Origin of the sequence: Halogeometricum sp. CBA1124 (assembly GCF_009741955.1) — an archaeon.
In the GTDB taxonomy this organism is placed as follows: domain Archaea; phylum Halobacteriota; class Halobacteria; order Halobacteriales; family Haloferacaceae; genus Halogeometricum; species Halogeometricum rufum.
The window spans coordinates 1-7,312 of the sequence record NZ_WPCD01000182.1; the positions used below are offsets into that span (position 1 = coordinate 1).

The 7,312-nt window shown below is 70.2% G+C and carries 9 protein-coding genes and 3 pseudogenes; 3 read left to right on the top strand and 9 right to left on the bottom strand.

Annotation, left to right across the window (positions count from 1 at the left end; translation table 11 throughout):
• The 6 genes and pseudogenes from GJ632_RS17140 to GJ632_RS17165 all read right to left on the bottom strand — a co-directional run.
• Nucleotides 1-487: pseudogene (locus GJ632_RS17140) on the bottom strand (bifunctional metallophosphatase/5'-nucleotidase); the annotation flags it as partial.
• 70 nt (nt 488-557) lie between these two features.
• Nucleotides 558-770, bottom strand: a complete 213-nt coding sequence (locus GJ632_RS17145; protein ID WP_089807686.1) for a dodecin — start codon at nt 768-770, stop codon at nt 558-560.
• Nucleotides 771-834: 64 nt separating this feature from the next.
• Nucleotides 835-1,490, bottom strand: a pseudogene (locus tag GJ632_RS17150) (hypothetical protein).
• Nucleotides 1,487-2,167: a hypothetical protein gene (locus GJ632_RS17155; protein WP_089807691.1), complete on the bottom strand. Its 681-nt coding sequence runs from the start codon at nt 2,165-2,167 to the stop codon at nt 1,487-1,489. Before GJ632_RS17155 ends, GJ632_RS17150 begins: the two are co-directional and overlap by 4 nt.
• A gap of 78 nt (nt 2,168-2,245) precedes the next feature.
• The gene (locus GJ632_RS17160; protein ID WP_231751639.1) at nt 2,246-2,590 is read right to left on the bottom strand and encodes a hypothetical protein; all 345 of its coding nucleotides are present in this window, start codon (nt 2,588-2,590) and stop codon (nt 2,246-2,248) included.
• Nucleotides 2,591-2,722: 132 nt separating this feature from the next.
• Nucleotides 2,723-2,974, bottom strand: coding sequence for a DUF5816 domain-containing protein (locus GJ632_RS17165; protein ID WP_089807695.1), 252 nt, complete (start codon nt 2,972-2,974; stop codon nt 2,723-2,725).
• A 181-nt stretch (nt 2,975-3,155) separates the two neighbouring features.
• Between GJ632_RS17165 and GJ632_RS17170 the strand changes: the two genes are divergently transcribed.
• A complete protein-coding gene (locus tag GJ632_RS17170) occupies nt 3,156-3,293 on the top strand; it encodes a hypothetical protein (protein WP_197428062.1) in 138 nt (45 codons plus the stop codon).
• Between the two features lie 204 nt (nt 3,294-3,497).
• On the opposite strand, the gene GJ632_RS17175 is transcribed toward GJ632_RS17170, so the two are convergent.
• From GJ632_RS17175 to hisD, 3 genes are read right to left on the bottom strand one after another with little or no spacing between them, the layout of a single operon-like run.
• Nucleotides 3,498-3,863, bottom strand: a complete 366-nt coding sequence (locus GJ632_RS17175; RefSeq protein WP_089807699.1) for an iron-sulfur cluster assembly accessory protein — start codon at nt 3,861-3,863, stop codon at nt 3,498-3,500.
• Nucleotides 3,864-3,905: 42 nt separating this feature from the next.
• Nucleotides 3,906-4,682: a class I SAM-dependent methyltransferase gene (locus tag GJ632_RS17180; RefSeq protein ID WP_191453587.1), complete on the bottom strand. Its 777-nt coding sequence runs from the start codon at nt 4,680-4,682 to the stop codon at nt 3,906-3,908.
• Nucleotides 4,683-5,999, bottom strand: coding sequence for a histidinol dehydrogenase (gene hisD / locus GJ632_RS17185; RefSeq protein WP_191453588.1), 1,317 nt, complete (start codon nt 5,997-5,999; stop codon nt 4,683-4,685). It lies immediately after the preceding gene.
• A gap of 158 nt (nt 6,000-6,157) precedes the next feature.
• Here hisD and GJ632_RS25545 point away from each other — a divergent pair.
• Both GJ632_RS25545 and GJ632_RS24100 read left to right on the top strand, forming a co-directional pair.
• A pseudogene (locus GJ632_RS25545) lies at nt 6,158-6,307 on the top strand (endonuclease/exonuclease/phosphatase family protein); the annotation flags it as partial.
• 212 nt (nt 6,308-6,519) lie between these two features.
• Nucleotides 6,520-6,936: an endonuclease/exonuclease/phosphatase family protein gene (locus tag GJ632_RS24100; RefSeq protein WP_343161234.1), complete on the top strand. Its 417-nt coding sequence runs from the start codon at nt 6,520-6,522 to the stop codon at nt 6,934-6,936.
• Nucleotides 6,937-7,312 lie beyond the last annotated feature (376 nt).

Sequence of the window (7,312 nt, forward strand, 5' to 3'; positions counted from 1 at the left end):
CGCCCGATTCGACGGCGTCGGCGGCCGCCTCGTACGGGTCGGTGAACGTCAGCGTCGCGGCCATCGGGTTCAGCGAGGGCGTCGCGGGGTCGGTCACGCCGACGAGGCCGACTCGCGCGCCGTCCACCTCGCGGACCGCGTGGGGGACCACGTGGTCGGGGGCGAACGGGCCGGCCGTCCTCGTCGCGGACGTCGCCGACACCACGTCTGCGGCGAGTCGGCGACGACGCCGCGCGTCGCGTCCCGGCCCGTAGTCGAAGTCGTGGTTGCCGAACGTGTCGAAGTCGGCGTCGACGGCGTCGAACAGGTCCAGCGACTGCCGCCCGCGTTCGACGAGGGCGAGGACGCCCGGCGAGGTGGTGTCGCCCGTCCCGCAGACGAGGGCGTCCGGGCCGTCCAGCGCGCGCACGCACCCCGCGAAGCGCCCGGCGCGGACGGGGTCGTCGTAGACGTTCTCGATGTCCGAATAGTGGAGGAGACGCGGCATTCACCTGCGGTGACGCCGCGAAGAAGTTGAAGTCGTCGGTCGCTGCTCGGGGCCGCGGGCCGGCGTCAGTTCACGCCTGCTGGCCGGACTCCAACTGGAACGCCACTTCCACTTCGGCCTGGTACTCTCGGTCCTCGACGCTCGCTATCTCGACGCCCATCTCCTTCACTTCGACCCAGTGAACGTTGTCGAGCGTCTCGTTCGCCCTGTCGACGGCGTCGTCTACCGCCGCGTCGAAACTCTCGTCGCTCCGTCCGATCAGAGTTATCTTCTTGTAGACCATCGCAGGGCATAGCTACACCCGCTGACATGATAAAGAGCGGGGCCGGACGGCCGCCGTCGGGCGCTCACGCTCGCGACCCGTCGAACCGAGCCGTCAACGCCGTCACCACCTCGCTGAGTTGTCCGCTCCCCCACGTGGCGACGACTATCGCGCCGCGGTGTCGAACAGGAGGTCCATCATGGTGTCCTCCAGTCCGTACTGCGTGAGGACGCTCCCGAACCCGAACGACGCGGCGACGAGCGATATCGCGAACTCGAGGACTTCCCAGAAGACGCCGAAGGCGAGGGTGAACGTGAGGATGAAGACGAACATGAACCGCGGGGGGAGGGAGACGGCTTCGCTGTGCAGGTCGAACGCGCGGGCCGTGGAGTAGCCGACGGCGGCGACGATGCTGGCCGAGAGGGCGTGCGTGAGGTGGTCCCACCACCAGACGTCGGCGTACGGTGTACCGACGACGGGAAGCGCGACGGTGCCGAGACCGTGCAGGAAGACGGCCGACGTGATCCACAGCGTCAACCCGGCGTCCATCGGGATGCCGTGGTCGCGTTCGAGCGTCTCCGGCAGGAAGGTGACGCCGAACCCGACGAGTGCGTTGACGAACACGCCGCTGTTTCGGCTCAGGAGGCCGACGACGACCATCACCCCGAGCAGAATCTGCATCAGTCGCGTCGCCTGTCGCTGGCGTCGGACCGAGATGCGGAGGGCGTCTCGGACCTTCACCGCGAGGACACCTCCTCGTCGTCGCTCGCCACGACGGGCCGCGACCCGGCGTCGCCCTCCGGGATGCGGCGACGGAGGCGGGCGCGGCGGCGGAAGTAGTACTCGAACAGGACGCCCGCGAACACGCCCGCGACGGTGGCGGCGACGAAGTCCCACATCAACGCCTCCTCGATGACCGCCTCCGGCCGTCCGTCGAACAGGAACGACGTTCCGACGAGGACGTCGGACGCCCACCGGACGACGGCCCACACGCCCGCGGCGGCCATCGTGGTGACGACGACGAACGCGATGGCGAACGAGTGGTTCATCCGGACCGTGGTGAACACGTCGAGTTCGACGGCGACGATGAGGGCGACGGCGGCGACGGCGAGGTAGGTGGTGACGCGACCGGTGAACGTCATCCCGCCCACCGTCTCCCCGGCGACGAGGGCGCGGCCGATGATGGGGAGGGCGGCGACGAACAGCACCTCCCACGGGAGCATCGACGTGGGGTCACGGAGTGCCACCGCCGGGATGACCGCGAAGACGGCGACGGCGGCGGTGAAGCCCGCCCACTGCAGTTCGCCCTCGACGAACTGCCCGACGGCGGTGACGACGAGAAAGCAGACGAGAAGCCACGCGAGCGCGGTGTTGATGCGTCTGCTCTCGACGACCCCACGGAGCCCTGTCTGTGACATACGAACCCGTACGACTGGCGGAATAAAAACGGTTCGCGAAATCGGGTTCCCGCGGGCGAGAACCCGCGCGGTCGGTTCTCAGCGTGCTTCGGGGAGCACCACGTCGTAGTCGTCTCTGTCGTCACCGTCGACGCCGATGACCGCCCACTCGTAGGACGGGTCGGCGGCGGTGAGTTGTCCGCGAAGGTCCCCTGCTGCCTCCTTCCAGGTGACGAAGCATCGAAGCGGATACTCGCGCGCCTCGCCGCCGTCTGTGACCGCGCGTCGGCCACGCAAGTTCGAGTCGGCGTCGAGTACGGTCACCTGAACGGTCCGCCACTTGCGCTCTGCGACGAACTCCTGTCCGTCGCCCGAGACGTCGTACCCGAGTCGACTGAATATCGACCGGGCCTCCTCCGCCGGTGGCATGCTGACAGGGGGCATGTAGGGGACGATACCACGCCTCGTGGCATAAAGATTGTCACACCTTACCACACGCCGAGAATGTCTGCCGAACGACGTATCTCCGGCGTCTCCGGTCGATTCGTGCGGCCCGAATCACCGTGCCGCCCCGACTCACTCGTGGGCGGCGTCCCACTCGTCGGGTTTGCGGATGTTTCCGCAGACGTTGCACTCGACGCGCCCCATCGTGTCCATCGCGGTGTCGAGCGAGTCGCAGTTCCCGCAGAAGTAGCCCCAGCGCGTGTCGCGGTCCTCCGTGACGAAGACGACGAAGAACGGACCCTGCGCGCCGCGTTCGACCAGTCCGTGGTCGACGTACACGGTGCGTCCGTCGTCGGTCTGCACTCCTTCGAGTTCGGCGGCCATGGGCGTCGTTCGACCCCCCGGCGGTTTACCCTGTCGCCTCGGGGTGCGCTCGTCCCCGCCGCCGCGAACCGACCCGAACACTTATTTTACTAACTGTTCATATGAACAGTTGCTAAAGTATCGTGCGGACGACCGAGACTGGCGTCGCGAGACGGAGACGACCGAACCCCACACCCCACCCATGAGAAGACTACCACCGGAAGCACCGACCCGACCGCTCGACGAACGACTGACGTGGCGGAGTATCCTCGTGAGTTACGCGATGATGGCCGCCGTCCCACTGTTACTGTGGGTCGCCGGCGACCGCTACTGCGAGTGACGGCCGTCGCCGCCGTCGTCGGCGCGTTCGCTGTCGCCCGACGGGGTGCGGCGCTGCGGCGCTGTTTCTACGAGTGCGGCGCTTCGCGTTCGACCTCGGAGGAAGCGTCCGCGTCACAATCAGTCGACCGCGCGCCGACGACCCGGCGTAACTGCCGTCACGGCGCGACGTGACCGCGCGAGAACCGATTCGGCGTGACCGGACTCAGGTCCGGAACGACTCGCCGCACCCGCACTCGGAGACGACGTTCGGGTTCTCGACGTGGAAGCCCGCCCCCTGCAGGCCGCCCTCGAACTGGAGGGTCGACCCGCCGATGTAGTTCTGGCTCGCCGGGTCCACGAACACGCGGAGCCCCTTCTGCTCGACGATGGCGTCGTCGTCCTCGGGTTCGTGGTCGAACCGCATCCCGTACGACAGACCCGCACAGCCGCCCTGCTGGACGAACAGGCGCAAACCGGCGATGTCGGTGTCCATCCCTTCGGACTCCATCAACTGCAGGGCCTCTGACGCCGCCGACTCGGTCACGGTCACGGTCGTCTCGGTTCCACCATCGACCGTCTCGGTACTCATGGGAGAACGTACCAGATACACCGTGTTAACCTTGACGCCGGGTCACCCCGCCGTCTCGACCGGTCGCACCGCCGTCACGAGCAGTTCGCCGTGGTCGCCCGCGTCGTCCAGAACGTCCACGTCGTCGAATCCGGCCGCTTCGAGTGCGCTCCGGACCGCCGCCGCGTCCGTCACGCGGAGCGCGGTCCGTTCGGAGGTGACGCCAACCTCGCCGGTCCGCAGGTCGGTCACGCGGTAGTCGGCGTTGACCACGGGCGGACTGCGCGCCACGTCCACGGAGCGTTCGAGGACGTACCGCGCGCCGCGGAACGTCTCGACGCCGGACGAGGCGGCCGCGCGAACGTCCGCGAGGGCGTCGAAGGCGACGATACCGCCGGGTCGGAGCGACGCGTACGCCCCCGCGCACACCGCCGCGAGGGACCGGCGCGCCGTGAGGTGGTCGAACGCGCAGACCGCGTCGAACGCCGGCCTGACCGGCGGGTCCGTCGGGTCGCCGCGGACCACCGACTCCCCCCGCGCGGCGGCGAACGACAGGAGGGCGGCGTGGCTGTCGACGCCGACGGCGTCGTACGTGGTCGAGAGTCGCTCCAGCAGCGTCCCCGTCCCGCAGCCGAGTTCGAGGACGCGGTCGACGTCGGGCGGCAGGCGCGCCCGGAGCAGTTCGGCCCGCGCCGCCCCGCGGGCCGCCCGGTCCTCGGAGACGGCGATGCGCGCCTGCACGGGTGCCAGCGTCGTCGAGAGTGAGTGCTCGGCGTCCGGGTCGGTCACCACCCGGGCGCAGGCGTCAGCGAACGACGGGGGGCGGGGTCGGGGGGACATCTACGCCGCGTCGCCCGCGTCGTCGCTCCCGTCCGGCGTCTCGTCGCCGAAGCGGGCCCGGACGCTCTCGGCGTGGGCCTCCAGCCCTTCGGCCTCGGCCAGCGTCGTGATGGTGTCCGAGAGACCCGACAGCGCGCCCTCGTCGAGACGCTGGACCGTCGTCGACCGGAGGAACGTCTCGACGGAGAGGCCACCGTAGCGCTTCGCGCCGCCGGATGTGGGCAGGACGTGGTTCGTCCCGGAGGCGTAGTCGCCGGCCGCGACGGGCGTGTACGGGCCGAGGAAGACGCTCCCGGCGTTCGAGATTCGGTCCAACAGCGCCTCGTCGCCGTCGGCCTGAATCGACAGGTGTTCGGCGGCGTACTCCTCGGCGAACAGGACGGCCTCGGACATCGACCGGGCGACGAGGACGCCGGAGGCGTCGTTCTCCAACGCGGCGCGGATAGTGTCCTCGCGCGCTCGCCCCTCGATCTGCCGTTCGACGGCGTCCCGAACCGCGTCGGCCACCGCCCGGTCGTCCGTCACGGCGACGACGGAGGCGTTCGGGTCGTGTTCGGCCTGCGCCACCAGGTCGGCGGCGACGAACTCGGGGTCACAGGTCTCGTCGGCGACGACCAGCACCTCGGAGGGGCCGGCGAGGAAGTCGATGTCCACGTCGCCGCGCACCTCGGCCTTCGCCGCCGTCACCCACTTGTTGCCCGGGCCGACCACCTTCTGGACCGCCTTCACCGTCTCCGTCCCGTAGGCGAGGGCGGCGACGCCCTGCGCGCCCCCGACGCTGTAGATGCGGTCCGCGCCGGCGACGTGCGCCGCGGCCAGCGTGATGGGGTTGACGGGGTCGCCGGGCGGCGTGACGACGGCCACGTGTTCGACGCCGGCCACCTTCGCGGGGACGACGCCCATGAGAACGCTGGAGGGGTACGCCGCCGTCCCGCCGGGGGCGTAGACGCCGACGCGGTCCAGCGGTCGGAAGCGACGCCCGAGTTCCCCCGCGTCGAACGAATCGCGCCAGTCGTCGGGCACCTGCCGTTCGTGGAACTCGCGGACGTTCGCGGCGGCCGTCTCGATGGCCTCGCGCACGTCGTCGTCTATCTCCTCGGCGGCGCGTTCGGCGTCGTCGGTCACGTCGAGGTTACCGACTTCGACGCCGTCGAACTCGCGGCAGAAGTTCCGGACCGCCACGTCGCCCTCCTCGCGGACGCGCGAGACGATGTCGCGCACGTCCGACCGTACCTCCGCGACGCCGGCGTCCCGTTCGAAGAACGCCGCGCGTTCGTCCGGCGAGAGTTCGGCCACCTCCCGAACGGTGAGTTGCATGTCGCGCGATTCGGCGCGTGCGGGTAAGGACGTTCCGGAACGGCTCGATTCGGCGCGTGCGGGTCGCCCGGTCGGAGAGCGCTGCGTCCCGGGTCGGGGCGTCTCCGCCGGCCCGTCCGCCGTGGCCCTCTTGTGTCGGGCGCGCGATGCGTCCGACGATGACCGCCGAACCGGTTCGCGTGCTGAGCTTCAACGTCCGCTACGACACCGACGACGACGGCCCGGACGCGTGGCCGCACCGCCGCGACGACGCCGTCCGCCTCGTCCGCTATCACCGCCCGGACGTGGTCTGCCTGCAGGAACCCCTCGAACACCAACTCGACGCGTTCCGCGACGAACTGGACGGCTACGAGTGGGTCGCCGAGACGAGAACCGGCGACGACAACCCTGACGTGACGGACGAACACGTCCCCGTCGGCTACGACGCCGACCGCTTCTCCTTGGCGGACGCGGAGACGTTCTGGCTCTCGGAGACGCCCGAGACGCCCGGCAGCGTCGGCTGGGACGCGACCTGCCGCGCATCCTCACGCGGGCGACGCTCGAAGACGGCGACGGGGAGACGCTCCACGTCGGCAGCGTCCACCTCGACAACAAGGGACCGCGGGCGCGACTCGAAGGCGCGAGAGTCGCCCGGGACCGACTCGCCGCGCTCGACGGCCCGGTCGTCCTCGCGGGCGACTGCAACGCGACGCCCGATTCCGACCCGTACGAGGCGCTGACGGAGACGTTCGCCGACGCGATGGCGGTGGCCGAGTACGGCCACCACGGGCCGACGAAGACGATGCACCGGTTCACCGGCGACCCGACCGACCGCATCGACTACGTGTTCGTCCGCGACTGCGACGTGCGACTCTCCGCGACGCTGACCGACCGGACCGACGAGGGGTCGTACCCCTCCGACCACTTCCCCGTCGCGGCGGACGTGGTGCCGCGGTAGGACGACGCCGCGCCGGTCGTCCCCCCGGTCGTCGGGCGCGAACGGCCCGTTCTCGGGGGCGATGCGCACCCGTCTCGGCCCGTCTCCATCGGAACAGGTGGCTACGGCCGCGAGAATCGCCACGACGGCCCGAAGCGAGCCGTGGACTGACCGTCGAACCGACGTTCCCGACGTGTTCGGAGCGGCGGCGTCCGGAGCGACCGCTGACCGGGGACGGAGACGGTCCCGCCAGCGGCCGACGTCACTCGTCAGGGGGGAGGTACATCGACCCCGTCCGGACACCTCGAACGCCGTCCGAGAGCCGGACCGTCCGGCCCGTCGGCCCCTCGGCGACTTCGACGAGTCCGGTCGCCTCCAGTTTCGGGAGGTGGACGTG

Bases quoted from the DNA above. Each gene is read 5' to 3' on its own strand.
- GJ632_RS17145 (WP_089807686.1), bottom strand. From the start codon at position 770: ATGGTCTACAAGAAGATAACTCTGATCGGACGGAGCGACGAGAGTTTC.
- GJ632_RS17155 (WP_089807691.1), bottom strand. From the start codon at position 2,167: ATGTCACAGACAGGGCTCCGTGGGGTCGTCGAGAGCAGACGCATCAAC.
- GJ632_RS17160 (WP_231751639.1), bottom strand. From the start codon at position 2,590: ATGCCCCCTGTCAGCATGCCACCGGCGGAGGAGGCCCGGTCGATATTC.
- GJ632_RS17165 (WP_089807695.1), bottom strand. From the start codon at position 2,974: ATGGCCGCCGAACTCGAAGGAGTGCAGACCGACGACGGACGCACCGTG.
- GJ632_RS17170 (WP_197428062.1), top strand. From the start codon at position 3,156: ATGAGAAGACTACCACCGGAAGCACCGACCCGACCGCTCGACGAACGA.
- GJ632_RS17175 (WP_089807699.1), bottom strand. From the start codon at position 3,863: ATGAGTACCGAGACGGTCGATGGTGGAACCGAGACGACCGTGACCGTG.
- GJ632_RS17180 (WP_191453587.1), bottom strand. From the start codon at position 4,682: ATGTCCCCCCGACCCCGCCCCCCGTCGTTCGCTGACGCCTGCGCCCGG.
- hisD (WP_191453588.1), bottom strand. From the start codon at position 5,999: ATGCAACTCACCGTTCGGGAGGTGGCCGAACTCTCGCCGGACGAACGC.